Origin of the sequence: Alcanivorax sp. (assembly GCF_051117345.1) — a bacterium.
GTDB lineage: Bacteria > Pseudomonadota > Gammaproteobacteria > Pseudomonadales > Alcanivoracaceae > Alcanivorax.
The window spans coordinates 1-22,022 of the sequence record NZ_JBNPEC010000031.1; the positions used below are offsets into that span (position 1 = coordinate 1).

Consider the following 22,022-nt stretch of genomic DNA (forward strand, 5'->3'; position numbering starts at 1 on the left):
GAAAATCTGGCCGTGGAATCGCGGGCGTAACGACTTCAGGGTGGCAGTCAGCGATTCCGCGTCGCTCCTCGTCACTCGTACCTCGCAACTGTTTTATACTGCCCTCCCGTTTTCTCTGCTTTTAACGAGGTTTCCATGTCATCCAACATCGACTGGCGCAACATTCCCGCGGCTATCTGGCGGGGGCGCTCAGGCACTCTGCGGCCGGTGAGCCGGCCGGATCCGGTGCGGCTGGATGATCTGCTCGGCATCGATACCCAGAAGGCAAAAATCCTGCAGAACACGGAGCGGTTTCTGCGCGGCGAACCCTGCAATCATGTACTTCTGTGGGGCAGCCGGGGCACCGGCAAGTCATCCATCGTCAAGGCGCTGCTGAATGAATATGCGCCGCGCGGACTGCGGGTGATCGAGGTGACAAGGATGACCTGCAGGACCTAGCGGAGATCGTCGATGATATTCGTGAGCGCAGTCAGCGCTTTATCGTTTACTGCGATGACCTGTCGTTCGAGGACGGGGAAAACCAGTACAAGCATCTGAAAAGCGTGCTGGAGGGCTCCCTGGAACTGCCGCCGGAAAATGTGCGCCTGTACGCCACCAGCAACCGCCGCCATCTGGTGCCGGAATACATGAAGGACAATGAGCAGAGCCAGGTGGTGGGCCGGGAGATTCATCACGGTGATGTGGTGGAGGAAAAGATTTCCCTGTCTGATCGCTTCGGGCTGGCGCTGAGCTTCTACCCGATCAGCGAGCCGCAATATTTCGAGATCGTCGATCATCTGTTTGGCGAGGTAACAGACCGGGATCAATTACACGTGCGCGCCCGGCGGTTTTCCATGGAGAAAGGCGTGCGCTCCGGGCGTACGGCGCGGCAGTTTTATAATCAGTTCTGCGGGGAATTTTGAGGAGACAGCTACTAGCTTCTAGCCGCTAGTTAAAAACCGCCCCCGGCTCTGTGAGATTCAGAGACCGACGAATGCGTGCTTTTACTCGCCGCTAGAAGCTAGTAGCTCGCCGCTGGCTTACAACCGCTGGACGGTAGCGTCGCAGATAGCGTTAACCGCCTTGCGGGCCGCTGGGATAACGCCGCCCATGGTGAGGAAACCATGGACCAGTTGCGGGTAATCCAGTGAGGTGACATCCACCCCTGACGCCCGGAGTTTTTCGCCGTATTCCAACCCTTCGTCGCGCAACGGGTCGGTGGCGGTGATCAGGAGGGTCGACGGCAGGCCGCTCAGGTCCGGGTTGCGCAGGGGCGAGACGCGATAGTCTTCGACCAGTGCAGGGTCCTGAATGAAATGGGCACGAAACCAGGTCAGCAGCGCCAGATCGAGCCCGAAGCCCTGCCCCAGAGTCTGCACCGACGGATGCTTGAGAGCGCCGTCAGTGGTGGGGTATATCAGCACTTGCAGGGCGGGCAGCGCCAGGCCGGCCTGTTTGGCTTGCTGGCAGACCACGGCACTGAGATTGCCGCCAGCACTGTCGCCCATCACCGCCAGCCGCTGCGGGTCCAGCCCCATGGCTGCGGTGTTATCGAGCAGCCAGCGCCAGGCGGCCATGCAGTCATCGGCCGCCACCGGAGACGGATGCTCCGGGGACAACCGGTAATCCACACTCAACACCACGGCATTGGTGCGATCGGCAATGTAACGGCACAGGCGATCGTACTCGTCCACCCCGCCCACGGTGAAACCGCCGCCGTGCATGAACATGATTGCCGGCGCCACGCGTGGCGCCAGGGCCGGGCGATAACGCCGCACCCGCATCTGGCTGCCATCGTCCAGCGGCACCTGATGATCCACCACCACCGGCAGGGGCACTGGCGCCACATCCAGCAGGTTGATGACATCACGGTACAGACGACGGGCCTGTTCCACGGTGCCGCTGTCCAGCGTCGGCTTGGCGGCGCTGAGCGCCAGCAGGAAGCGCAGGCGAGAATCCAGATGGGAGCGACTGTGGGTTTCCAGGCCGACGGACAGCTTGTCCAGTACGGCACCGGGCAGGCTCATCAGGGCGCGCACCGCGCCACGCTCGAATACTGCAGGATTCATTGTTTTTTCCTCTCTGTGCCCACCACCGCTGACCATCTTGCGTGCAACGTGCGGCTTGAAGCGTCACTAAAAATACCACTCCAGACCGCCTTCGATGCCGGTCACGGTGATGTAGTCCTTGTCCACGTACTGCATGTACTGAAGCGTCAGCCCCAGATTGAAGCTGGTGCGCACACCGACACCGGCGCCGAAGGCCAGGCTGGTGTCGTCGTTGCGGGAGACATCATCCCGACAGCGCACGGCATTGCAACGGCGGCGGTTGGTTTTCACCTTCACGTCGGCGATGCCCGCAAAGCCCTGCACGAAAAATTCGTCCACATAGGCGTCCACGACGGGCAGGGTTATCGGCGACTGGAACGGCAGGCGCCCGGTGGCCAGCAGGGCGCCGATGTGATCCACGGTGTAATCCACCTTGTTGCGGCTATTCTCTGCCCGCCAGGTATCACCGGACGGCGCCACGGCGGCGCGCAGTTCCACCCCCCAGTACGGGTCGATCATGCCGCCCAACCGCACACCCACCCCGGTGGGGGTCAGCTCACGGCTATCGTAATCCAGGGTGATGTTCATCAGGTTGCCGGCCACATAGCCGAAACGCTGGTCTTGATAGTGCGCCACACCGTCCGCCTGACTGGCGGCGGCAAACAGCAGACCGAAAAACAGAATCCCGTAACGCATGGCAAGTCGTCCTTTTGTTATTGTTGGAGATGCGTCGTCATTCTCATGACGGCCTTTTATACCATTGCTCGCCCGCAGAGTCCGGTCATCTGCGGCCTTTTTGCCAACAGGGGACACCATGTCCGTTTATACGCCGCTCAGTCACAACCAGCTTGCCCTCGTTCTGGATAGGTACGGCTACCGGCTGCTGGCATTCCGGGCGGCCAGCCACGGCATCGAGAACAGCACCTTCCTGATCGAGGCCGAGGACCGTCACCAGCAGCCCGCCCCGCTGGTGCTGACCATCTTTGAAACCCTGGACCACGACGCACTGGCCCCCTATCTGGTGCTTCTCGCGCACCTGGCAGACCAGGATCTGCCGGTGCCCGCACCGCTGCAGGATAATGACGGCAATGACCAGATCACCGTCGCCGGCAAGCCGGCGGTGTTGATGCCGCGCCTGCCCGGAGAACACGATTTTGCCGTGGATCTGGACCGCTGCCGACAGGTGGGCGAACTGCTGGCCCGGCTGCATCAGTGCGACGTAGAAACCCTGCAGCCCCTGCCCGCTGAACGCCAGCGACTGGACAGCCTGGCCAGCCACCTGAGCCAGCTACCGGACGACCATCGTGAAGGCGCCAGGGCACTATTGAGCGACTGGCAGGCACGAGCCGCCGGCACCACCCTGATCCACGGCGACCTGTTCCGCGACAATCTGCTGTGGCAGCAGGGCCGCATCAGCGCCCTGCTGGACTTCTACAACGCCTGCCTGGATTACCCGGAATACGATCTGGCGGTGACCCTTAACGATTGGTGCGTGGACAGCAACGGCAAACCGGTGGCAGCGCGGGAACAGGCGTTGCTGGAAGGCTATCGCGAACACGACGGTCAGCTGGACGACAGCCTGTTACTGGAGGCACTGGCAGTGGCGGCACTGCGTTTCTGGCTGTCACGGCTGGCCGGGCCGGTGTCCGAGCATAGCGAGGGGCAGGGCAGTAAGGATCCGGAAGAGTTTGCGCGGATATTTCAATGGCGGATTGAGGCGCTGGCGGGGTAAAGAAAGCTGCAAGCCACAAGCTTCAAGCTGCAACGCGGAAAATCACCGAGCCAACCTGAGCCACTGCCGCCGCGCTTCCAGCTATGTGCTCGGGCACGGCCCAGCAGAGACTGCCACGTCGCCCGGTGTTGTAGCTTGTAGCTTGTAGCTTGCTGCTCAACCGTTATTCCGACCCGGACAGGATCAGGTGGTTCAGGTGTGCCAGATACTCTTCTTCCCGCCACAGCCAGTCGTAGGCCGGACAGGCCAGCGAGGTGGGGGTCATGGATTCCACGCCCTGGGTGAGGGCGCTGACCACCATCATCTCGTGCAGATCAGCCCAGCCGGTGGGCAGGCGGCGTAGGTGTCGGGGTTGGCGAACAAAGCCTTCACCGATCACCGGCTGCAGGCGCCGCAGGCGGGTAAAGGCCATGCGCCGCTGCAACTGGTCTTCCATGCGCCGCTGCCAGTGCATACCGCCGGCATCCAGCAATAACTGCTTCACCGGGCTGGCCAGACGCCGGGCCAGGCCAGTCATGGGGACGGCCTCGCCGCTGGCCAGTCGATAGCGCGGATCATCATCCAGCCACAGGCTGAAATCGAGAAAATCCAGCTCACTGGTATCCAGTTGCCGCAACTGCTCGCTGATCTGGGTGGTGGTGCTCAACCCGATGGGCACGCTGGGAAACAGGGCGTGCAGGGCGCGGGGAATATCCAGCAGATACGCTTCAATGCGCTTGGCGGCGGTGGCGGACCAGCGCGGCGGCAGGGGCCGATCCGGGGACCGGTTGAACACCCGGCGGGCAACACCGTGGGCATAGGGCTGCGCGGGAAAATGATGACAGAAATCCACCCCTGCCACGTCATCCAGATAGCCCCATTCCTGCACCAGCGCAAGGGTATCGCTCCACACCGTGACGAAGTCTTCCGGACGCCGCACGAAGGAACGACGGGCACGGCTGTCGTCCACAAAACGGCTGCTAAACCACACCTTCAAGCCACGTTCGTGGGCGGATTGCAGCAGTTGCTGCAGGCTGTGGCGAATCTTCACTTCCACCGGGTCATGGCCTGGGGCCTGCAGTTCGCAACGGTCCAGGTGAACGCCATTTTCCGGGCAGGCAATCAGGTGTGGGCAGGGGTCCAGGCGCAGGGCATTGAAACCACGTTGCTGGGTTTCATCGAGCACTTTTTCCAGCGACGCAAAAGCACCGTGACGAGAGTCACGGTCCAACAGCCAGGACAGATCCCAGCAGGCCATTGCGAGGGGTTGTGCGCTATTTTGCTGTGCCATCCAGGCCCTGCACCCGTTTCAGATTAAGCGCTCCAGCATACCGGTTTCCGGGACGGCCTCAATGGCCCTGTGTCCGCCGGGTAATTTTTGACCCGCCTTGACACTTGATGGCGCTCACAAGCCGGTTTCCCCTCGGGTAAGGGAGCGCTATGATCGGGTTATGAAAAAAATAATGATTGCCCTGTTAATGGCCCCGGGCCTGGTCGTGGCGGCGGAACAATTGCCTGACTCCGCGCCACCGGACGATGATGCCCCACAAACCCGGGACCAGGTCCGCGCGCAGCCTCTGGACGGCAGCGAGCTGGAGGCCATGTACCTGGAATCGCCACGGGAGCTGGATACCAGCGATGAAAGCCGGGGCATGAACGCGGTCAGCCCGGAGAGTCGGTATCTGGAAGACGAACAGCAGGGGTTTCGCCAACGTCAGGCGGAAAACGTGCGGCCTCCAGAGCTCCGCGACAATACCCCACCACCCCCACCACCCACATTGATTCCGATTCGGGAGCTTTGAGCAGCTGCGAGTGGCTAGCTATGAGCTTCTAGCGGTAACGCGGGCTATCGAGTAGCACTCTGCCCACGAGTGTAGGAGCGTCGCTAGCGGCGCGATTCGGGTGTTGGATTCATTGTAGGAACGGAGCGTAGCTCGTAGCTCGTAACTTCAGCCCGCCCCCGCCTTTTGCAGGCACGCCTTGAACCCTTCCACCAGCCGGTCACGCCAGGTCAGATAATCCAGCTCCGGATAGTCCCGGCCCAGCGGGTCCAGGGGGTGTATATGGCAATCCGGACACAGGCGGGTGATGAGGGCGGCACGGGCTTCCGGTTCGCGGATGGCGCAACGCACCTGCTGGTCGCGGATCTGGCTGGCCAGTTCCACAAACCGACGGCTGCCCGGCCCGGCATCCAGTTGCCGGGACACCACCAGCGGCTCCGCCAGCCCCAGTGTCTCGGTGAGATAGCCCCAGGGGTGGTGATAGCTGAGCCAGGGAATGTCACTCAACCCAGCCAGTGCCTGGTGATGATGATCCTGACGGGTTGTAGCGGCCTGCTGCCAGCGGGCCGGCTCGCCCTGATTCAACCCCTGCGGGTAGCGCTCTGCCAGCGCTCCGGCCAGCAGCATCATGTTGTCCAGCGACAACCACAGATGCGGGTCCAGAGTGGCATCGCCGTGATCATGACCATGGTGTTCGTGGTCATGATCACCTTCCCGGCGATGGACGCCCTCCAGCCCCAACAAGGCCAGGGTCGGGCCCTGCCGGCGCGCGACCAGCGGTGCCAGCGGCGCCTCCACCGTCTCGCCCAACCACACAAGGAGATCCGCCTGCTGCACCAGCATGGCCTGCCGCGGAGACAGGGCCAGCTGATGGGGATTCTGGTTGGCCTGCAACAGGGTCACCACCTGCACCTGGTCGCCATAAAGCCCCCGCAGCACCTTGGCCAACGGCTCCACGCTGGCCACCAGGGTCTGGCTCCAGGCTGGGGAGGAGAGAAGGAGCAGGACTGTCAGCCAGAGACGGCGCATGGAATTCCTCAAATTCGAATTACGTTGGGGGGAAGCAAGCTACAAGCTTCAAGCTGCAAGGCGCAAAATTCATCCGGAGCCATCCCTCTAACTCTTGTGCCGCGCCGCAACACCTTTGCTCTGAAGCGCGGCGATGATCTGGTAGCCGGCACAGTCTTCCCCGCGACTTGTAGCTTGCAGCTTGAAGCTTGTCGCTCACCCTCAGTGCAGGCGAAAGGCCGGCAGTATATCATTGCGCCTTTGTTCTTCGGGCCCTTTTGCTATGTCGGAACCTCTGGTCAATGTGCAGGCGGTGTCAGTCACCCTGGGTGGCAACAGCGTGCTGTCCGACGTAAGCCTGGCGCTGGCCCCCGGGCGCATCACCACCCTGATCGGCCCCAATGGCGCCGGCAAAAGCACTCTGGCGCGGGTGGTGCTGGGTCTGGTCACCCCATCCAGCGGCTCGGTGAACCGCCGCAAGGGGCTGCGGGTGGGCTACATGCCTCAGCACATCAAGATCGACGACAGCCTGCCGCTCACCGTGGATCGCTTTCTGTGGCTGGCCGCGCCCGGCCCCACCTCGGCCCGGCGGGCGGCGCTGGAGCAGGCCGGCGTGGCCCACCTGCGCCGCCGTGCGGTGCAGCAACTGTCCGGCGGCGAGATGCAGCGGGTGCTGCTGGCCCGGGCGCTGCTGCGCAAGCCGGACCTGCTGGTGCTGGACGAACCGGCTCAGGGGGTGGACGTGGCCGGGCAGAATGCTCTCTACGGCTTGCTCAAGTCGGTCCGCGATGACCTGGGCTGCGCCATCCTGCTGATTTCCCACGACCTGCATCTGGTCATGGCGGCCACCGACGAGGTGATCTGCCTGCAGCGTCATGTGTGCTGTTCCGGCAGCCCGGAATCGGTAAGCCGGGACCCGGCCTACCACGCGCTGTTCGGCCCTGGTGCCGGCACCCCCAATCTGGCGCTCTACACCCACGATCATGATCACGACCATGATCTGCATGGCGACGCCCAGCCGGGCCACCAACACGACGGGAATTGCCACCATGATTGAGCTGTTGTTGCCGCCGCTGTTCGCCGGCCTGGCCGTGGCCCTGGTGTCCGGCCCCATGGGCGCCTTCGTGGTCTGGCGGCGGATGGCCTTCTTCGGTGACACCCTGGCCCACGGCGCCTTGCTGGGCGCGGCGCTTGGCCTGGCGCTGGATATCAGTCTGTACCTGGCGGTGGTGGCCGTGTGCCTGGGCCTGGCCGGCGCCCTTACCGCGCTGCAACACCAGCAGCAGCTGGCCAGCGATACCCTGCTGGGCATTGTCGCCCATACCACCCTGGCTCTGGGGGTGATCGCCATCAGCCTGCAAGAGGGTATTCAGGTGGACCTGTTTGCCTACCTGTTCGGTGACCTGCTGGCAGTGGGCTGGCAGGATGCCCTGGCCCTGTGGGCTGGCGCTATCCTGATCCTGCTGCTGATGTTGTGGCAATGGCGATCGCTGCTGAGCATCACCGTCAGCGAGGAACTGGCCCAGGTAGAAGGGGTGGCAGTGCAGCGCACCCGGTTGCTGCTGATGCTGTTGCTGGCGCTACTGATTGCCGGCGCTATCCGCACCGTGGGGGTGCTGCTGATCACCTCCCTGCTGGTGATCCCCGCCGCCAGTGCCCGGCGGCTGACCCATACCCCGGCGCAGATGGCGGCGGTAGCCAGCGTGCTCGGCACCCTGGCGGTACTGGCCGGGCTGGCGGTGAGCTGGTTTGCCAATACCCCGGTGGGGCCATCCATTGTGGTCGCCGCCAGCAGTGTGTTTGTGCTGACGCTACTGCGCCGCAGTTCGTGACACACCTCTTCTGTAGGAGCACCTCTCGAGGTGCGAATCGGGCTGCACGGGCACGAAAGGGCCGAGCCGTTAGACCATTTGTCATTTATCAGAAACCTGTCGAGCCCTGAGATTTCTGATTGCCCTGCGGGCAATTTCCGCGTTTGCACGCGGTTCGCACCTCAAGAGGTGCTCCTACAGCGGCTTCGTAGAGGCGGTTTGAATGAGTTTGTCCCTCAACCAACGCATCTGGATGCTGGCCTGGCCGCTGCTGCTGTCCAACCTGACCGCACCGCTGCTGGGGCTGGTGGACACGGCTGTGGTGGGGCACCTGGACCATCCCCGCTATCTGGCGGCGGTGGCGCTGGGCGGCAATTTCTTCATGTTCCTGTACTTCTCGTTCAACTTCCTGCGCATGGGCACCACCGGCTTTGCCTCCCAGGCGCGAGGCGGCGAGAAGGACACCCGGGTGGTGTTACTGCGCGCCCTGTTGCTGTCCACCGGACTGGGGCTGGCGCTGATTGCCCTGTCGCCGCTGCTGCGGGAAACCGGCCTGTGGCTGCTGGGCGGAAGTGACGAGGTTCAGGCTCTGTCCCGGGACTACATCAACATCCGCATTCTTGGCGCCCCGGCGGCGCTGGCCAATTTCGCCCTGATCGGCTTCGCCATCGGCACCCATAACACCCGGGTGCCTCTGAAGATGACGGTGCTGATGCACAGCACCAATGCCCTGCTGGACATACTGCTGGTGCAGGTCTGGCATCTGGATGTGCGCGGGGTGGCCATCGCCAGTGCCTGTGCGGAATATGTGGGCCTGGCCGGCGGCCTGTTCTGGCTACGCGCCGCCTTGCATCCACCGGCACGACAGGAACGGCTGTGGCAGCCGGCGGCCATGTTGGCACTGATGGCGGTGAACCGGGATATCTTTGTGCGCAGCCTGGCCCTGCTCAGCTGCTTCTTTTTCTTCGCCGCCCAGGGCGCCCGGCTGGGTGACGCGGTACTGGCCGCCAATGCGGTGCTGATCACTTTCCTTTTGCTGCTCAGCAACCTGCTGGACGGCTTTGCCAACGCAGCGGAAGCCCTGGTCGGCGAGGCCCACGGCAGCAATGATCGCCAGGCCCTGAACCAGGCCATTGGCGCCACCGGGCGCTGGACTGTGGCCTGTGCGGCACTCGGTCTAGTGGCCTTCAGTCTCGGCGGCGTGCCGCTGATTCATCTGCTCACCGACCTGCCCGATATCCGCGACACTGCCATCACTTATCTGCCGTGGATGCTGCTGTTACCGCTCACCGCCAGTGCCGGTTTCTGGCTGGACGGCATCTTCGTGGGCGCCACCTGGGGCGGCGCCATGCGCAACACCATGTTGGTGGCGGTGGGGCTCTTCTTTGTGCTCTGGGCGCTGACCCGAGGCTGGGACAACCATGGCCTGTGGCTGGCCATGAACGGCTTTATGGCCGGGCGGGGAATATTGATGGGCTGGGTGCTGAAAAAGCGACTTGCAGCGCCCGGCTATCAGCGGCAACCATGACAGGTACTCGAAAGATCACTACTGGATAGTCTGGGTAGACCGGGCACAGTATCGTTTGGACGTTTCGCCTCCGGCACTACGAACCTTTTTCAAACAAGCGCTGTAGCTATTGCGTGGAATGACCTGCAAAGACTGATCCCGAATCACCACTTCATAGGTGTGTGTGGGGTTGATCTGACCACTCTTATCCCAGCCGCTGAAGTCCTGGCGACCCAGAGCACAGGTATAACTGAGGCTGTAGGTAAAGCCACGCACCGCATTGGTGATGTGGGAATAGACCTGCCAGTTGCCATTGCGGCCGTACATCATTTCCCGCTTGCAGCTTTTCAGATCAGTGATGACGTCATCCTGAAAGAACACCACCTGATTGTAGGTAGTACCATCCAGATCGAACCGTGCTACCAGATATACTTTCTCGTCCTGTTCCGCCAGTACAGGCTGAACAAACGTCGCCAATCCCGTCACCAGTGCTGCAGCCAGCGCCCCCGAAATTCCTTTTCCCATCCGTCTTCCATCTATTTTTTTGGAGGCACAAACCGTACCGAATTCAGGCAATGGCGGCCAGTGGCATCGATAAGCGCAAAACCGCCCCGACTGGCAGAACGGCTTTACGAGCTTGGAATGCCGGGTCCTGCCATCGACAGAGATGAATTGCAGAACTTTCCAGCTGCTTTTGACTAGCGCTTCAGCGCCCCGTCCTTGTCCAGCTGCGACACGATGCTCTTGGCGTAGCCCTTGGCGCCATTCTGCAGGCTATCCGGGTTCATGCTGCGCGACTGGGCCTGCCACACCGGACGCTTGCGCTCCACGCTGTAGACTTGGGTCTGCAGGTAATAGTCCTTGGCGTTGTGATAGTAACCGGGCTGATAGATCGCGCCGTAGCTGTGGCCCACATAAGGGCCGTAGCCCAGGTAGACCGGGGCCGAAGGTACCGGCACATAGTTCACCTGGGGCGGTACGAACTCGGCACGCTCTTCCACTTTCAGCAGCGACACCACCATCACGCCGTCGGCGCCGCTGGCTTTGACCGCGCTTTCCACCTGGCCACGGAACGCCTCGCCTTTGGGCTCGCGCTCTCCCAGGGTTTCACTGGCCAGGGTCGCTTCCACCGCCCGATGATTCAGGCTCTTTTTCACCTGCTGTTCAGCGGTAGCAGCAGTGGCTGGATCATCCGCCAGCACCAGCACGTAGAAGTGACGGAAGGTGGGATGGGATTCGCCGGTTTTGGTCTGCCAGGTGGAATGGGTTTCGGTGGTGGTGGCACAAGCAGTCAGCAGCAGCAGGATGCTGGCGATAGCCAACAGAGGGTTGCGTCGCATGTCAGGTCCTTTTGAGGAGAGGCATTTCCATAGGGCATACGGTTACAGGCCCGCCGGATCAAGTTCAATATTTTTTATAACAGACCGGCAGATAACAAGCGACATCCCGCTATTTCTGTTTTGACGCCCAGATAGCCAGCTTGTGCTGAATGGACGGCTGGGACACCTGATCCTCCGGCAGAGGCTGAATCACCTTGTCGTGCACCAGCAGCCGGTAGATGTACTCCAGCTTTTCCGACGCAGAATCGGTGGGCTCGAACTCCACCACGCCTCGCTTCTCCGCATAATCCATACCCAATGTAATAGCTTTCTTGACCAGCTCTTTTTCGTTTTTCAGTTTTTTCATCAGCTGCACACATCCGTCTTGTCGGGCACCACGTTAGGGTCGCCATTCTTGTTGCTGTTTTTTTGAGAATACATACAGCTATCTGCATGCCTTAACAGACTATCAGCGTCTTCGTAATCATTGGGCCCTGTCTGCGTTACCCCCATACTGATGGTCACTTCAGGGCAGCACTCCGCCAGCAAGGTCTTCACTCGCAGGCAGTAGGTCCCTATCGTCTCATCTTCCGTTGCATTAGCCAGTACAACACAGAACTCATCACCACCGAAACGCACACAGGAATCCTCTCCTCGAGCAGTTTCCAGCAGGATACGACCCAGCTCCTGCAGCACCTTGTCGCCGTGGGCATGGCCTTTCCTGTCGTTGATCTCCTTGAAGTTGTCGACATCCACGAACACCATCGATACCGGTTCGTTACGACGCTGGGCCGATTGCAAGGTTCTGTACAGATCTTCGTGAAGATAGCGCCGGGAGGTTAGTCCGGTGAGTGAATCCGTGCGCAATTCCCCGGTACGCCTGGCCACGGTATCCTCCAGGCTTCTGGCGTATTCTTCGGTGCGATTTCTGGCTGTCTCGATTTCCGCCAGCATGCTCTGGATATAGGTCTCGAACACCAGGGTGACATCGAAATAGATCAGCTTGTCCAGCGCCCGGATCACTTCCGGCGTGGCCCCCTCTTCCTTGCCTTCACGGTCGATACATTCCAGCAGCAGAGAGCGCAGCAAGTGCACTGCGGACAGATATAGTTTGGGCTCCACGCCGATGCGCTTGTGAACCAGGCCGATCCGTAAACGATTGTTGATGTACTCCATGCCATAGACCCCGGAAAAGAGATCCAGGATGTAACGCCGCTGGGCACACTGCAGCCGCTCCAGGGTGTCGGCGTCACCGATAAGGTTGGCAATATCCGGGTTGTTGGTCTGAATCCGGTAAAAATCATCCACGATGCGGTCAATATGGGCGCAGATCAGCGGCCGGCAGGCCACCAGAACCGCCGTATCCCTGCTGGTGAAATCCAGCAGTCGCTTGCGGTAGTCCACTTCCAGCTCGGTGATACGCATCTGCTCAAGCAGCGTTTTCATTGCGGTCTGCATGACTCACTTCCCCCTATCCTTGGCGTGGGGAAAGCGGACAAAACCAGGCCTCGTTGGCACTCAGAGACGTTGAGCAAGCCCGCTTTGGACTTCTCCCCTCACTAATTGATATTACGCTCCTGCGCTGGGCTCACCCAGCAAAACGGGTATTGCGGGGATATATGGTTGAAGTTCGGCACAGGCGGTAGGCAAGAATTGGCAAATTCGCTGTGTTTGAGGGGAACAGACACAACAACGCCCCGACTGGCGGGGCGTTGTGCGATGGAGGCTGGGCCGCTTACTTCTTGGTCTTGCCCGGCATGATGAACTTCATCAAGGTCATGAACCACATGAGCTGGCCCGGGTCGCCTTCGATCTTGATATCGCCGGCCTGCATGCCTTCCATGAAGGCCATCTGGTTTTTACCGGCCACCTGCAAGGTGCGGAAGGCGTAGTTGGCGTCCTTGAAATTCAGGGTGACAGTGGGCTGTCCATGCAGACCGCCCTTGGACACCACCTTGCCCGGCGTGAAATGAAAGCTGCGCGCCGGTTTGCCGTTAAAGGTACGCCACTGCATCACCACATCGCGGTTTTCCAGCTGCTTGCGAAATCCCGCATCACGCCAGGCCAACCAGCGCAGGCGCCAGCCGAGGATCAGCAAAACCAGTGCAAATTTCATGGGCGTTCCTTTTCTGTCAGGGGCGAGCTTCAAGCCTCAAGCTACAAGCTGCAAGCTGCAACACGAAGACATGCCATACAAACCGATGACCGCTATCGCCGCGCCCATAGTGTAGCGCGGGGAAAGAGGATTTGTTCGCTACCCGTTCAGCCCGCGCCTTGTAGCTTGCAGCTTGTGACTGTTACGGCATTAACGGCGGCAGTTCCTTGTTGAGCTTCATTTTCTCTTTCACCGCATCACCGGTGAGCGCGTAGCCCTGCAGGCTGCCATCCTTGCCACGGAACAGGGCCTGGACGTTGTTGCCGTCTTCCTGGATTTCCCATTCGCCGTTGTCGTGGTCAGCCGGCGGACATACCACTACCGGACAGGCCGGGGTCTTGATGGTGACCGGCATGACACCGTAGCTCACCGCCGTGGTTTCACCGGCCAGGGTCTTGGCCAGGGCACGGGCGGAGGCCATCAACGGCAGCACGTAGGGCAGCACGTGGCCCTGCACTTCGGCGCAGTCGCCCAGAGCGTAGATGTCGTCAGCGCTGGTCTGCAGGGTCTTGTCGGTGATGATGCCACGATTGATGGCCAGGCCGGCTTCCTTGGCCAGGGCAATACGCGGGCGCAGACCGATGGCGGACAGCACCACGTCGGATTCAATGCGGGTGCCGTCGGACAGCTCGGTAACCAGCTGGTTGTTATCACCGTGGTTCACCGCCTGCGCCAGAGGACCGAATTTGAAGGTCACGCCCAGATCCGCCAGCCCGCGACCAACAGCCGCAGACGCCGGCTCCGGCAGCAGCAGCGGCAGACAGCGTCCCTGGGGCTCCACCAGGGTCACTTCATAACCCCCATTGGACAGGTCGTTGGCGAATTCACAACCGATCAGACCGCCACCCAGAATGGTGACTTTCTTCGCGCCTTGCAGGGCGGTGCGGAATTTGCCGTAGTCCATCAGATCGTTGACGGAAAACACCTCGCCGACGGCATCGCCTTCCAGCGGCGGGGTCCAGGTATCGGCCCCCAGCGCCAGCACCAGCTTGCTGTAGTCCAGGTGGTCGTCCGGCAGCAGGACGCGCTTGCCGGAGGGGTCGATTTCCGCCACATGCACGTCGGTGCGCACTTCCACATTGAACTGCTCGGCAACCTTTTCCGGCGTGGCCATGCACAGGTCATCAGCGGTTTTTTCCTTGGTGAACCCGGCGGACAGCATGGGCTTGGAATAGTTACGGCCGTCGTCGCTGGTGAGCACAACGATGGGCGTTTCCTTGTCCAGCTTGCGGAATTCCTTGACGGTATTAAAGCCGGCAAGGCCGGAACCGATGATGACGATAGGTTGCATGAACAGTCCTTAATTAATCAGTGAACGGGCGGAATTGACTGTGTGGTTCAGAGCACAACGGCTCAGATTTCCACCATCTCGAAGTCGTCCTTGCCCACGCCACAATCCGGGCAGACCCAATCTTCAGGCACATCATCCCAGGCCGTACCGGGGGCAATACCCTCATCGGGGAGACCTTCGGCTTCGTCATAGATGAAACCGCACACTACGCATTCCCACTTCTTCATCGTGAACCTCGTCGAATTGGAGTAAGCACTCGCTTACTCTGCTACATACAGGGTGTTTCTCGGGGGGCGATAACCTATCGGCGCACGCCCGAAAAATCAATGACATTGGGCGCTGGCAGACACTGGCGCCGGGGTCCATTGTCCGGCCCCACCGCCATTATTGCCTGCAGGCAAGCATCTGTGGACAGGGGCACCGCTGACTTGCCCTGAATCACCGCTTGCGCCATAGTCCTGCGGCCTGCGATGTTGATCCGAGACCCCATGCTGCCTGCCGCCCTGCATCCTGACAGCCTTTGGCGCCCGCTGGAACAGCTGGTCCTGCCGCCCCATATCCGTGACTGGATGGCAGACCCGGCGTCCCTGACCCTGCGCCTGAAGCGCTACGGCCAGTTCCGGGTGGTGCCCGGCTACCACGCCATCAGCTTTCCCCGAGCCGACGAACGGCAACTGCTGAGCCTGGCCCCCCGCCGGGCCGCGCTGATCCGCGAAGTCACCCTGTTGCTGGACGACACCCCGGTGGTCGCCGCCCGCAGCGTTTTGCCCCTGACCAGCCTTACCGGCGCCAATCGCTCCCTGGGCCACATGGGCAGCCGCTCTCTGGGCCTGGAACTCTACAAACGCCCCACCTGCCTGCGCGATCAGGTCTGGGCCCGTATTGGAAGCCCTGCAGAAGCCATGCCAGTGTGCTGGGGTCGCCAGTCCCGGTTCATCAAACGCGGCGAACCGCTGCTGGTAGCAGAATACTTCCTGCCGGCGCTGTGGGAGAAGGTGGGCGCGACAAGCGTTTCTTCAGGGCTGCTGTAGGAGCACCTCTTGAGGTGCGAACCGAGCGTAGCGAGGAAATGGTTTTCACCGCAGCCACCCTGCCTGGAGGGAGAGTCGGTTCAAATCTAAGCGTTATCGCGACCATTCGAGGCTTCGCACCTCAAGAGGTGCTCCTACAAGGAGCCTTGAAACTTTCCACTTTCAACTTGAAACTTACCCCCGCCCCTGACAACCGGATGTCCCATGTTTGCCTTCGTTGAACAGCGCTACCCTCAAGCCTGGCCCTATATTCAACTGATGCGGCTGGATCGCCCCATCGGCACGCTACTGCTGCTGTGGCCCACCCTGTGGGCGGTGTGGATTGCCGGCAATGGCACACCGAGCCTGAAAACCGTGCTGATCTTCATTCTTGGGGTGATCATCATGCGTGCCGCCGGCTGTGTGATTAACGACTTTGCCGACCGGGATTTCGATGGCGACGTGGAGCGCACCAAGGGCCGCCCGCTGGCCACCGGTGCCATCAGCGCCAAAAAGGCACTGGCGCTGTTCTGCGGGTTGGGGCTGCTGGCCTTTGTGCTGGTGCTGTTCCTGAATGAACTGACCTTCTGGCTGTCGTTTGGCGGGCTGGGCCTGGCGGTGCTTTATCCCTTTACCAAGCGCTTCACCTTCATGCCGCAATTGTTCCTCGGTGCCGCTTTCAGCTGGGCCATCCCCATGGCCTTTGCCGCCGAGACCGGGGCGGTGCCGGAAATCGCCTGGCTGCTGTATGTGGCCAATCTGGTATGGACCGTGGCCTACGACACCGAATACGCCATGTGCGACCGGGAAGACGACCTGAAACTGGGCATCAAGAGCACCGCCATCCTGTTCGGCGATGCTGACCGGCTGATGATCGCCATCCTCCAGGGCCTCACCCTGCTGGCTCTGATCATGGTGGGGCAACGACTGGACTTCTCCTGGCCCTGGTACGTCGGCCTGGGCGGCATGACCCTGAGCTTCCTGTTCCAGCACAGCCTGATCCGCTACCGGGAACGCTGGCCCAGCTTCCATGCGTTCCTTAACAACCACTGGGCCGGGGCCTGTGTGTTTATCGGGTTGTATTTCCAGTACTTCTGAGCGGCGAGCTACTAGCTGCTAGCTACGACACGAGTCCCGGGTGTACAACTGCTGCTCGCCATGGACTTCGCGCTGCCAAGGAAAAAACAGACAGCCCCTTGAGCGCGGGCAACCAAAGCGCAACGAGTTGCACCGTCCCATGTCGCGTCGCAGCTAGCAGCTAGTAGCTCGCCGCTTTCCTTCCTTGCTTTTCCCGAAAATTCCGCCCAATTTGTCATACGGATGTCACAAAAAAGCAATCTAATAGGGCAACATAGATAGACAGGCAAGGAAGGAAAGCCATGTCCCGTAACCGTATTTTGATTGTTGACGACGAGCCCGCCATTCGGGAAATGGTGGCCGTTGCGCTGGAGCTGGCGGATTTTGATGTGCTGGAGGCGGAAAACGCCCAGCGCGGCCACGAAATTATTGTCGATGAACGCCCGGATTTGGTGTTGCTGGACTGGATGTTGCCGTCCGTCACCGGTATCGAGCTGGCCCGCCGCCTCAAGCGTGATGAGACCACCAACGAAATCCCCATCATCATGCTCACCGCCAAGAGCGAAGAGGACAACAAGATCCAGGGGCTGGATGTGGGCGCCGATGACTATATCACCAAGCCGTTTTCCACCCGCGAGCTGATCTCCCGCATCAAGGCCGTGCTGCGCCGTGCGTCCAGCACGGCGGCGGACAAGGCCATCGAAGTGGAAGGCCTGTGCCTCGACCCGGTGAGCCACCGCATCAGCGCCGACGATGAGCCGGTGGACATGGGTCCCACGGAATACCGTCTGCTGGAATTCTTCATGAGCCATCAGGAACGGGCCTACTCACGGACCCAGTTGCTGGATCAGGTGTGGGGCGCCAACGTGTATGTGGAAGACCGCACCATCGATGTGCATATCCGTCGCCTGCGCAAGGCCCTGGCGCCGTTCGGCTACGACCGCTTTATCCAGACGGTACGCGGCACCGGCTATCGCTTTTCGGTGAAATCCGCCAAGGCAGGTTGAATCGTTTCGGTTTGTGCGACGCATTGCGCTGCATGGGGAGAGATGGTGCAATACTTCCCGGTTATTGCACCCGACGGTAGCCGCAACGGGGCGGTGGAAACGAGATCATGAAAGCCAGTCTGGCCAAAGAAGTAAATCGCATTGTCAGCCTGATCCTGCTGTCCGTTGTGGCGGCGCTGGCAATGGGCCACATCTGGCCGCTGGTGGTGGGTCTGCTGGGCTATATCATCTGGAGCACCCGGCAACTGTTTGGCCTGTACAGCTGGCTGGTCCGCGATGACCATACCGAGCCCCCGGACAGCATCGGTCTGTGGGGGGAGTTCTACACCCGCCTGGAACACCTTTTTCAGAAAGAGCGCCGCGCCCAGGAAAGTCTGCAGGGCATCATTCACCGTGCCCAGCAATCGGTGAATGCCCTGGAAGATGTGGTCATCCTGATCGACCAGCACGGCTACCTGGAATACTGGAATCAGGCCGCAGAACGCTACATGGGGTTCAACGCCCGCCAGGATCTGGGCCAGCCTTTGACTAACCTGGTCCGCCATCCGAAATTTACCGAATACCTGAGCAAGGGGGATTTCCGCGACGCCCTGGAGATTCCCTCACCGGTGGACGACAACCGCATACTGCAATTTCGCGTGACCGAGTTTGGCGTGGGTGAACAGTTGATGATGGCCCGTGATGTAACCCGGATCCATCACCTGGAACAGATGCGCAAGGATTTCGTGGCCAACGTGAGCCACGAACTGAAGACCCCCCTCACCGTACTCAAGGGCTATCTGGAAACCCTGCTGGACACCGTGCCGGAGGAACAGTCGCGGCTGCGCCGGGCGCTCAACCAGATGGACAACCAGTCCAATCGCATGGAGGCCCTGGTCTCGGATCTGCTGTTGCTGGCCCGACTGGAGGGCACCGACGCGGACAACCTGAGCCAGGCCGTCCCCGTCCACGGCATGCTCAAGCGCATGCGTGAGAATGCCATGGCCATCAGCGCTGAAAAGGCCCACAGCATCGAGCTGGAGGTGCCCGAAGAAGCCCGCCTGATCGCCAACCCGGCGGAACTGGAAAGCGCCTTCGGCAACCTGATCACCAATGCGGTGAAATACACCCCCGCCGGTGGCCAGATCCGTATTCGCTGGTGGCAGGATGAGCGTGGCGCACACCTGGCTGTCAGTGACAACGGTGTCGGCATCGACCCGGCCCATATCCCCCGCCTCACCGAACGCTTCTACCGCCCGGACAACAGCCGCGTCACCGAAACCGGCGGCACCGGCCTGGGCCTGGCCATCGTCAAACACGTGATGATTCGCCATAACGGCAAACTGGAAATCAAGAGCGAACTGGGCAAGGGCAGCGTCTTTACCTGCCACTTCCCGGCGGATCGGTTAGTGAGCAAGCCTACGGCGGTGGCGGGGTAAGGCCAGGGCACCGCTGCTTTTAACACCCCGCCGTAGGAGCGTCGCTCTCTGTGCTCTGCGAGTAGGCGGCGCGATAAAGAACCTTAAAGACTGGAATTTCACCACAGAGGGCACAGAGTTCACCGAGGAAAAGAAAGGGTGTTTTCTCTGTGTGCTCTGTGCCCTCTGCGGTGAAAATGCTTTTGATCCAGGTCTGCTATCGCGCCGCCAGCGACGCTCCTACAGTGCAGGGATTAGGTGAATATCGATGAAAAGAATCTGCGTCTATTGCGGCTCCAGTCCCGGCGAGGGAAACGACTATATTGAGGCCGCCGAAGGGCTGGCCGGGGAGCTGGTACAACGGAACCTGGGGCTGGTCTATGGCGGCGCCAGTGTCGGTGTGATGGGCGCCATCGCCAATGCGGTGATGCAGCGGGGCGGTGAAGTGATCGGCATTATTCCCGATGCGTTAATGCGCAAGGAAATCGGCAACGACCACCTCACCGAATTACGTGTGGTGGGCTCCATGCACGAGCGCAAGGCGGCCATGGCCGATTGCTCTGACGGCTTTATCGCCTTGCCCGGCGGCATGGGTACGCTGGAAGAAATTTTTGAAATTTTGACCTGGGCGCAACTGGGCTTTCACCACAAACCCTGCGCCCTGCTTAACGTGAACGGCTATTACGATCACCTGATCACCTTTCTTGATCACGCGGTCAGCCAGGGTTTTCTGCGGCAGGAACACAGGGACCTGCTGCAGGTTCACGACACCCCGGCAAGCCTTCTGGACAGCTTCGCAGATTATCAGGCGCCGGATGTGACCAAGTGGATTCGGCGCGAAAGCCAACTCTAGGGACCGCGTTGGAGCTTTGCTTGCAAGGCGAAGAGGCATCCCCGTCGTCCCGTTTTGAAAGCTTCGCCTTGCAAGCAAGGCTCCAACGGCCTTAATTATGCGCCGAGCCGCTCCGCCCAGGCCTTGAGTGCCGCCAGTTGCTTGCCGATCATTTCCTTGGTCGCCTCATCCTGCAGATCACCATTGTCATCGCATTTTTCATGGGCGGCAGAGACGAACACTTCCGGTTTGTTGAGCGGGTGCACATCCAGGAACACCAGCACCTGGCGCAGATGGTACTGGCTGCGACTAGTGCCCATGCCGCCCATGGAGGCGCCCATGATGGCAGCCGGCTTGCCGGCAAAAATGCCGCCCGGCACCCGGGATAACCAGTCGATGGCATTCTTCAGTACACCGGGGATGGAATAGTTGTATTCCGGGGTGGCAAACAAGAAGGCATCCGCACTCTTTACCTGTTCCGCCAGGGCAGTCACCGGGGCAGGGCGGTTGTCGCCATCGTCATCACCGTTATAGAGCGGGATATCACTGATGTCGGCGGCGATGATTTCCATCCCTGCCGGCGCCAACGCTTGGGCGGCACGGACCAAGCCGCGGTTAAAGGATTGCTCGCGCAGGCTGCCTGCGATCGCCAAAACTCTCATGGTGTCTCTCCTTTCCCTGATATCTCAATGGCAACGCCCAGCTTCCCGGAAAATCACGGTGTCGGCAATCCAATCTGTGCAAGGCTTTGTATTTTTTAACAGACGCAATGAGACAAAGGATTTACAGTGGGATTTTCGGACAGAAGGAGAACAGCATGGACCTGCTACGTATTCTCATCGCCATCCTGCTTCCACCACTGGGGGTGTTTCTCCAGGAAGGGATCGGCAAGCATTTCTGGATCAATATTGTGCTGACCCTGCTGGGCTATATCCCCGGTATCGTGCATGCGGTCTGGGTGATCGCCTCACGTTAGAAAAAAAGCGAGGAGCGAGTCTCGAGTCGCGAAAATCATAACCTCATCGAGGCGTTGCCTTTCGAAACTCGTTACTCGCCACTCGCTTCTATCCTGCCCTTCGCGACAGAGTTATAGCAATGACGGTTCGGCGGTCAGGGTGCCGTCGCGATAATCACTCAGGGCCTGATTGATCTCGTCCTGGGTGTTCATCACGAACGGGCCATACTGGGCAATGGGCTCGCCGATGGGCTTGCCCGCCAGCAACAACAATCTGGCACCCTGATCACCGGCCACCAGAGAGACCTTGTCGCCATCGGTAAAGGTGGCCAGATGGTCGGTCTTTACCGCCTCGCCAGCCACACTGACCTGACCTTCGAACAGGTACAGAAAGGCGTTGTAACCGGATGTCAGCGGCACCGTGATCGCTTCACCGGCACGCAGTTTCACATCCAGGTAAAGCGGATCGGTACTGCCACCTTTTACCGGTGCACTGATCACCTGATTACCGATGGTGACTTCACCGGCAATGGCTCTGATCTGGCCACCGCTGGCCAGGTCCAGACGCGGTATTTGGCTGTCGGCAATATCCCGGTAACCGGCCGCCTTCATTTTTTCCGCCGCCGGCAGGTTAATCCACAGCTGGAAACCCCGCAGCTGACCATCCTGCTGTTGCGGCATTTCCTCATGGATGATGCCACGACCGGCAGTCATCCACTGCACACCACCCTGTTTCAGATCACCTTCATTGCCCAGATGATCGCGGTGCTTCATGTGACCTTCCATCAGGTAGGTCACCGTTTCAAAGCCCCGGTGCGGGTGCGGCGGAAAGCCGGCAATGTAGTCGTCCGGATTATCGGAGGAAAACGCGTCCAGCATCAGGAAAGGATCCAGGCGCACCATGGGGTTGTAACCCAGCGACCGCTTCAGGCGGACGCCGGCACCATCGGATGTATCCAGTGCGCGAATGGTGTTGAGAATTGTACGTTCCATGGGAACCTCCTGTGAAAGCAGCTACGAGCTTCGAGCTACTAGCTGCCAGTTAAAAAGAAAACCGGTTTGGCTTTTCTCGCAGCTAGTAGCTCGTAGCTAGCCGCTGATCTCTCTTTCCCCCAGCCGTTCACGACCATGGGG

General features: G+C 60.6%; 24 protein-coding genes and 1 pseudogene. 12 read left to right on the plus strand and 13 right to left on the minus strand.

What is annotated here, in order from left to right:
• Nucleotides 1-135: 135 nt before the first annotated feature.
• Nucleotides 136-902: pseudogene (locus tag ACFE0K_RS02130) on the plus strand (ATP-binding protein).
• 117 nt (nucleotides 903-1,019) lie between these two features.
• Here ACFE0K_RS02130 and ACFE0K_RS02135 read toward each other — a convergent pair.
• Together ACFE0K_RS02135 and ACFE0K_RS02140 are read right to left on the minus strand one after the other, a co-directional pair.
• Nucleotides 1,020-2,048, minus strand: a complete 1,029-nt coding sequence (locus tag ACFE0K_RS02135; protein ID WP_434534497.1) for an alpha/beta hydrolase — start codon at nucleotides 2,046-2,048, stop codon at nucleotides 1,020-1,022.
• A 66-nt stretch (nucleotides 2,049-2,114) separates the two neighbouring features.
• Nucleotides 2,115-2,723, minus strand: coding sequence for an outer membrane beta-barrel protein (locus ACFE0K_RS02140; protein WP_434534498.1), 609 nt, complete (start codon nucleotides 2,721-2,723; stop codon nucleotides 2,115-2,117).
• Nucleotides 2,724-2,841: 118 nt separating this feature from the next.
• On the opposite strand from ACFE0K_RS02140, the gene ACFE0K_RS02145 reads away from it, so the two are divergent.
• Nucleotides 2,842-3,759, plus strand: a complete 918-nt coding sequence (locus ACFE0K_RS02145; protein ID WP_434534499.1) for a homoserine kinase — start codon at nucleotides 2,842-2,844, stop codon at nucleotides 3,757-3,759.
• A gap of 163 nt (nucleotides 3,760-3,922) precedes the next feature.
• Here the strand turns inward: ACFE0K_RS02145 and ACFE0K_RS02150 are convergent, their stop codons facing one another.
• Entirely contained in the window at nucleotides 3,923-5,029 is a 1,107-nt protein-coding gene (locus tag ACFE0K_RS02150) for a cellulase-like family protein (RefSeq protein ID WP_434534500.1), read from the minus strand.
• 160 nt (nucleotides 5,030-5,189) lie between these two features.
• On the opposite strand from ACFE0K_RS02150, the gene ACFE0K_RS02155 reads away from it, so the two are divergent.
• Nucleotides 5,190-5,540 (plus strand): hypothetical protein, encoded by a 351-nt coding sequence (locus ACFE0K_RS02155; protein ID WP_434534501.1) that lies wholly within the window; start codon nucleotides 5,190-5,192, stop codon nucleotides 5,538-5,540.
• A gap of 147 nt (nucleotides 5,541-5,687) precedes the next feature.
• Here ACFE0K_RS02155 and ACFE0K_RS02160 read toward each other — a convergent pair whose 3' ends face one another.
• Nucleotides 5,688-6,548: a metal ABC transporter substrate-binding protein gene (locus ACFE0K_RS02160; RefSeq protein WP_434534502.1), complete on the minus strand. Its 861-nt coding sequence runs from the start codon at nucleotides 6,546-6,548 to the stop codon at nucleotides 5,688-5,690.
• Between the two features lie 262 nt (nucleotides 6,549-6,810).
• Here ACFE0K_RS02160 and znuC point away from each other — a divergent pair, with 262 nt between their 5' ends.
• From znuC to ACFE0K_RS02175, 3 genes are all read left to right on the plus strand, one after another.
• Complete coding sequence (znuC, locus tag ACFE0K_RS02165; protein WP_434534503.1) at nucleotides 6,811-7,584, plus strand: zinc ABC transporter ATP-binding protein ZnuC; 774 nt, start codon at nucleotides 6,811-6,813, stop codon at nucleotides 7,582-7,584.
• Nucleotides 7,577-8,359, plus strand: a complete 783-nt coding sequence (gene znuB, locus ACFE0K_RS02170) for a zinc ABC transporter permease subunit ZnuB (protein WP_434534517.1) — start codon at nucleotides 7,577-7,579, stop codon at nucleotides 8,357-8,359. Before znuC ends, znuB begins: the two co-directional genes overlap by 8 nt.
• A gap of 202 nt (nucleotides 8,360-8,561) precedes the next feature.
• Entirely contained in the window at nucleotides 8,562-9,866 is a 1,305-nt protein-coding gene (locus ACFE0K_RS02175) for an MATE family efflux transporter (protein WP_434534504.1), read from the plus strand.
• A gap of 18 nt (nucleotides 9,867-9,884) precedes the next feature.
• Here the strand turns inward: ACFE0K_RS02175 and ACFE0K_RS02180 are convergent, their stop codons facing one another.
• The 7 genes from ACFE0K_RS02180 to rd form a co-directional block, all read right to left on the minus strand.
• Nucleotides 9,885-10,370, minus strand: a complete 486-nt coding sequence (locus ACFE0K_RS02180; protein ID WP_434534505.1) for a hypothetical protein — start codon at nucleotides 10,368-10,370, stop codon at nucleotides 9,885-9,887.
• Nucleotides 10,371-10,543: 173 nt separating this feature from the next.
• Complete coding sequence (locus ACFE0K_RS02185) at nucleotides 10,544-11,185, minus strand: hypothetical protein (RefSeq protein WP_434534506.1); 642 nt, start codon at nucleotides 11,183-11,185, stop codon at nucleotides 10,544-10,546.
• A gap of 109 nt (nucleotides 11,186-11,294) precedes the next feature.
• The gene (locus ACFE0K_RS02190; protein ID WP_434534507.1) at nucleotides 11,295-11,531 is read right to left on the minus strand and encodes a DUF5062 family protein; all 237 of its coding nucleotides are present in this window, start codon (nucleotides 11,529-11,531) and stop codon (nucleotides 11,295-11,297) included.
• The gene (locus ACFE0K_RS02195) at nucleotides 11,531-12,610 is read right to left on the minus strand and encodes a GGDEF domain-containing protein (RefSeq protein ID WP_434534508.1); all 1,080 of its coding nucleotides are present in this window, start codon (nucleotides 12,608-12,610) and stop codon (nucleotides 11,531-11,533) included. The genes ACFE0K_RS02190 and ACFE0K_RS02195 overlap by 1 nt, the downstream gene beginning before the upstream one ends.
• 289 nt (nucleotides 12,611-12,899) lie before the next feature.
• A complete protein-coding gene (locus tag ACFE0K_RS02200) occupies nucleotides 12,900-13,280 on the minus strand; it encodes a hypothetical protein (RefSeq protein ID WP_434534509.1) in 381 nt (126 codons plus the stop codon).
• 181 nt (nucleotides 13,281-13,461) lie between these two features.
• Nucleotides 13,462-14,610 carry an NAD(P)/FAD-dependent oxidoreductase gene (locus ACFE0K_RS02205; protein ID WP_434534510.1) on the minus strand — a complete coding sequence of 383 codons (1,149 nt, stop codon included), beginning with the start codon at nucleotides 14,608-14,610 and terminating at the stop codon, nucleotides 13,462-13,464.
• A gap of 62 nt (nucleotides 14,611-14,672) precedes the next feature.
• Nucleotides 14,673-14,837: a rubredoxin gene (gene rd / locus ACFE0K_RS02210; protein WP_035245853.1), complete on the minus strand. Its 165-nt coding sequence runs from the start codon at nucleotides 14,835-14,837 to the stop codon at nucleotides 14,673-14,675.
• A gap of 243 nt (nucleotides 14,838-15,080) precedes the next feature.
• On the opposite strand from rd, the gene ACFE0K_RS02215 reads away from it, so the two are divergent.
• The 5 genes from ACFE0K_RS02215 to ACFE0K_RS02235 all read left to right on the plus strand — a co-directional run bounded on the left by ACFE0K_RS02215 (nucleotide 15,081) and on the right by ACFE0K_RS02235 (nucleotide 19,954).
• A complete protein-coding gene (locus ACFE0K_RS02215) occupies nucleotides 15,081-15,641 on the plus strand; it encodes a chorismate--pyruvate lyase family protein (protein WP_434534511.1) in 561 nt (186 codons plus the stop codon).
• A 204-nt stretch (nucleotides 15,642-15,845) separates the two neighbouring features.
• Nucleotides 15,846-16,718, plus strand: a complete 873-nt coding sequence (gene ubiA / locus ACFE0K_RS02220) for a 4-hydroxybenzoate octaprenyltransferase (RefSeq protein ID WP_434534512.1) — start codon at nucleotides 15,846-15,848, stop codon at nucleotides 16,716-16,718.
• 281 nt (nucleotides 16,719-16,999) lie between these two features.
• Entirely contained in the window at nucleotides 17,000-17,704 is a 705-nt protein-coding gene (phoB, locus tag ACFE0K_RS02225; protein ID WP_290511767.1) for a phosphate regulon transcriptional regulator PhoB, read from the plus strand.
• Between the two features lie 107 nt (nucleotides 17,705-17,811).
• On the plus strand, nucleotides 17,812-19,122 hold the full coding sequence (phoR, locus tag ACFE0K_RS02230; RefSeq protein ID WP_434534513.1) for a phosphate regulon sensor histidine kinase PhoR: 1,311 nt from the start codon (nucleotides 17,812-17,814) through the stop codon (nucleotides 19,120-19,122).
• Between the two features lie 247 nt (nucleotides 19,123-19,369).
• Complete coding sequence (locus ACFE0K_RS02235; RefSeq protein WP_434534514.1) at nucleotides 19,370-19,954, plus strand: TIGR00730 family Rossman fold protein; 585 nt, start codon at nucleotides 19,370-19,372, stop codon at nucleotides 19,952-19,954.
• A 95-nt stretch (nucleotides 19,955-20,049) separates the two neighbouring features.
• On the opposite strand, the gene ACFE0K_RS02240 is transcribed toward ACFE0K_RS02235, so the two are convergent.
• Nucleotides 20,050-20,595, minus strand: coding sequence for an NADPH-dependent FMN reductase (locus tag ACFE0K_RS02240; RefSeq protein WP_434534515.1), 546 nt, complete (start codon nucleotides 20,593-20,595; stop codon nucleotides 20,050-20,052).
• A gap of 155 nt (nucleotides 20,596-20,750) precedes the next feature.
• Between ACFE0K_RS02240 and ACFE0K_RS02245 the strand changes: the two genes are divergently transcribed.
• On the plus strand, nucleotides 20,751-20,909 hold the full coding sequence (locus tag ACFE0K_RS02245) for a YqaE/Pmp3 family membrane protein (protein WP_349383672.1): 159 nt from the start codon (nucleotides 20,751-20,753) through the stop codon (nucleotides 20,907-20,909).
• 111 nt (nucleotides 20,910-21,020) lie between these two features.
• Here ACFE0K_RS02245 and ACFE0K_RS02250 read toward each other — a convergent pair whose 3' ends face one another.
• Nucleotides 21,021-21,881 (minus strand): pirin family protein, encoded by an 861-nt coding sequence (locus ACFE0K_RS02250; RefSeq protein WP_434534516.1) that lies wholly within the window; start codon nucleotides 21,879-21,881, stop codon nucleotides 21,021-21,023.
• Nucleotides 21,882-22,022 lie beyond the last annotated feature (141 nt).

Bases quoted from the DNA above. Each gene is read 5' to 3' on its own strand.
- ACFE0K_RS02135 (WP_434534497.1), bottom strand. From the start codon at position 2,048: ATGAATCCTGCAGTATTCGAGCGTGGCGCGGTGCGCGCCCTGATGAGC.
- ACFE0K_RS02140 (WP_434534498.1), bottom strand. From the start codon at position 2,723: ATGCGTTACGGGATTCTGTTTTTCGGTCTGCTGTTTGCCGCCGCCAGT.
- ACFE0K_RS02145 (WP_434534499.1), top strand. From the start codon at position 2,842: ATGTCCGTTTATACGCCGCTCAGTCACAACCAGCTTGCCCTCGTTCTG.
- ACFE0K_RS02150 (WP_434534500.1), bottom strand. From the start codon at position 5,029: ATGGCACAGCAAAATAGCGCACAACCCCTCGCAATGGCCTGCTGGGAT.
- ACFE0K_RS02155 (WP_434534501.1), top strand. From the start codon at position 5,190: ATGAAAAAAATAATGATTGCCCTGTTAATGGCCCCGGGCCTGGTCGTG.
- ACFE0K_RS02160 (WP_434534502.1), bottom strand. From the start codon at position 6,548: ATGCGCCGTCTCTGGCTGACAGTCCTGCTCCTTCTCTCCTCCCCAGCC.
- znuC (WP_434534503.1), top strand. From the start codon at position 6,811: ATGTCGGAACCTCTGGTCAATGTGCAGGCGGTGTCAGTCACCCTGGGT.
- znuB (WP_434534517.1), top strand. From the start codon at position 7,577: ATGATTGAGCTGTTGTTGCCGCCGCTGTTCGCCGGCCTGGCCGTGGCC.
- ACFE0K_RS02175 (WP_434534504.1), top strand. From the start codon at position 8,562: ATGAGTTTGTCCCTCAACCAACGCATCTGGATGCTGGCCTGGCCGCTG.
- ACFE0K_RS02180 (WP_434534505.1), bottom strand. From the start codon at position 10,370: ATGGGAAAAGGAATTTCGGGGGCGCTGGCTGCAGCACTGGTGACGGGA.
- ACFE0K_RS02185 (WP_434534506.1), bottom strand. From the start codon at position 11,185: ATGCGACGCAACCCTCTGTTGGCTATCGCCAGCATCCTGCTGCTGCTG.
- ACFE0K_RS02190 (WP_434534507.1), bottom strand. From the start codon at position 11,531: ATGAAAAAACTGAAAAACGAAAAAGAGCTGGTCAAGAAAGCTATTACA.
- ACFE0K_RS02195 (WP_434534508.1), bottom strand. From the start codon at position 12,610: ATGAAAACGCTGCTTGAGCAGATGCGTATCACCGAGCTGGAAGTGGAC.
- ACFE0K_RS02200 (WP_434534509.1), bottom strand. From the start codon at position 13,280: ATGAAATTTGCACTGGTTTTGCTGATCCTCGGCTGGCGCCTGCGCTGG.
- ACFE0K_RS02205 (WP_434534510.1), bottom strand. From the start codon at position 14,610: ATGCAACCTATCGTCATCATCGGTTCCGGCCTTGCCGGCTTTAATACC.
- rd (WP_035245853.1), bottom strand. From the start codon at position 14,837: ATGAAGAAGTGGGAATGCGTAGTGTGCGGTTTCATCTATGACGAAGCC.
- ACFE0K_RS02215 (WP_434534511.1), top strand. From the start codon at position 15,081: ATGTTGATCCGAGACCCCATGCTGCCTGCCGCCCTGCATCCTGACAGC.
- ubiA (WP_434534512.1), top strand. From the start codon at position 15,846: ATGTTTGCCTTCGTTGAACAGCGCTACCCTCAAGCCTGGCCCTATATT.
- phoB (WP_290511767.1), top strand. From the start codon at position 17,000: ATGTCCCGTAACCGTATTTTGATTGTTGACGACGAGCCCGCCATTCGG.
- phoR (WP_434534513.1), top strand. From the start codon at position 17,812: ATGAAAGCCAGTCTGGCCAAAGAAGTAAATCGCATTGTCAGCCTGATC.
- ACFE0K_RS02235 (WP_434534514.1), top strand. From the start codon at position 19,370: ATGAAAAGAATCTGCGTCTATTGCGGCTCCAGTCCCGGCGAGGGAAAC.
- ACFE0K_RS02240 (WP_434534515.1), bottom strand. From the start codon at position 20,595: ATGAGAGTTTTGGCGATCGCAGGCAGCCTGCGCGAGCAATCCTTTAAC.
- ACFE0K_RS02245 (WP_349383672.1), top strand. From the start codon at position 20,751: ATGGACCTGCTACGTATTCTCATCGCCATCCTGCTTCCACCACTGGGG.
- ACFE0K_RS02250 (WP_434534516.1), bottom strand. From the start codon at position 21,881: ATGGAACGTACAATTCTCAACACCATTCGCGCACTGGATACATCCGAT.